Source organism: Bartonella sp. AA56HLJMS, assembly GCF_042197145.1.
GTDB lineage: Bacteria > Pseudomonadota > Alphaproteobacteria > Rhizobiales > Rhizobiaceae > Bartonella.
This window is the reverse complement of sequence record NZ_JBHIRL010000097.1, coordinates 1-777: the sequence shown is the minus strand read 5'-3', so window position 1 is coordinate 777 and position 777 is coordinate 1. Positions and strand designations below refer to the sequence as shown.

Sequence of the window (777 nt, the reverse complement as noted above, 5' to 3'; positions counted from 1 at the left end):
GGTTCACATGATGCGATTAATGGTAGTCAGATCAACACGATTTCTCAGAATGTAGCTAAATTCCTTGGTGGCGATGCGGCATTTAAAGACGGTAGCTTTACCAACCCTACTTATAACTTATCTCGCGTTTCTGAAGATGGTGAGGTAACACAAAAAGCCTTTACCAATGTTGGTTTAGCATTTGAAGGACTTGATGAGAATATCAAAAATGTGAATCAGCGTATTAAGGAAGTCTCAGAAGGAGTTGCACAAGATTCTTTATCATGGAGCGAGGGTGAAAAATCCTTTGTAGCCTTGCATGGAGGAAAAGACGGTGCAAAGACAAATAGCAAGATTAAGTTCCTTGCGGCAGGAGATATTACGAAAGAATCTACAGATGCAGTAAATGGCTCCCAACTTTATTCCTTAGGAAAAGATCTTGCATCGTACTTAAACGGTGATGCTAAATATGAGAAAAATCAATGGTTGTTGCCTAGATTTAAAGTTACACACCTTAAAGAAGATGGCACATCAGAAGAAGCTGAGTACGATAGTGTTTCAGAAGCTCTTTCAGGTGTTGGTAATTCTTTCACGAATGTGGTTAAAGACTTTAATGACAAAGTCACGAATATCACAGAATCTGTCCAAGGCGATGCGCTGTTGTGGAATAAGGACGCAGAGGCGTTTGTAGCCAAGCATGGGTACAAGGAAAGCAAGACGAACAGCAAGATAACGTCGCTTGCAAATGGTGATATTACTGCTAGCTCAAGCGATGCTGTAACAGGAAATCAGCTATAT

General features: G+C 40.5%; 1 pseudogene. It reads left to right on the top strand.

Going from position 1 to position 777, the window contains the following annotated elements:
* Window positions 1-777 (top strand): annotated as a pseudogene (locus ACFINI_RS10060) (hypothetical protein); the annotation flags it as partial.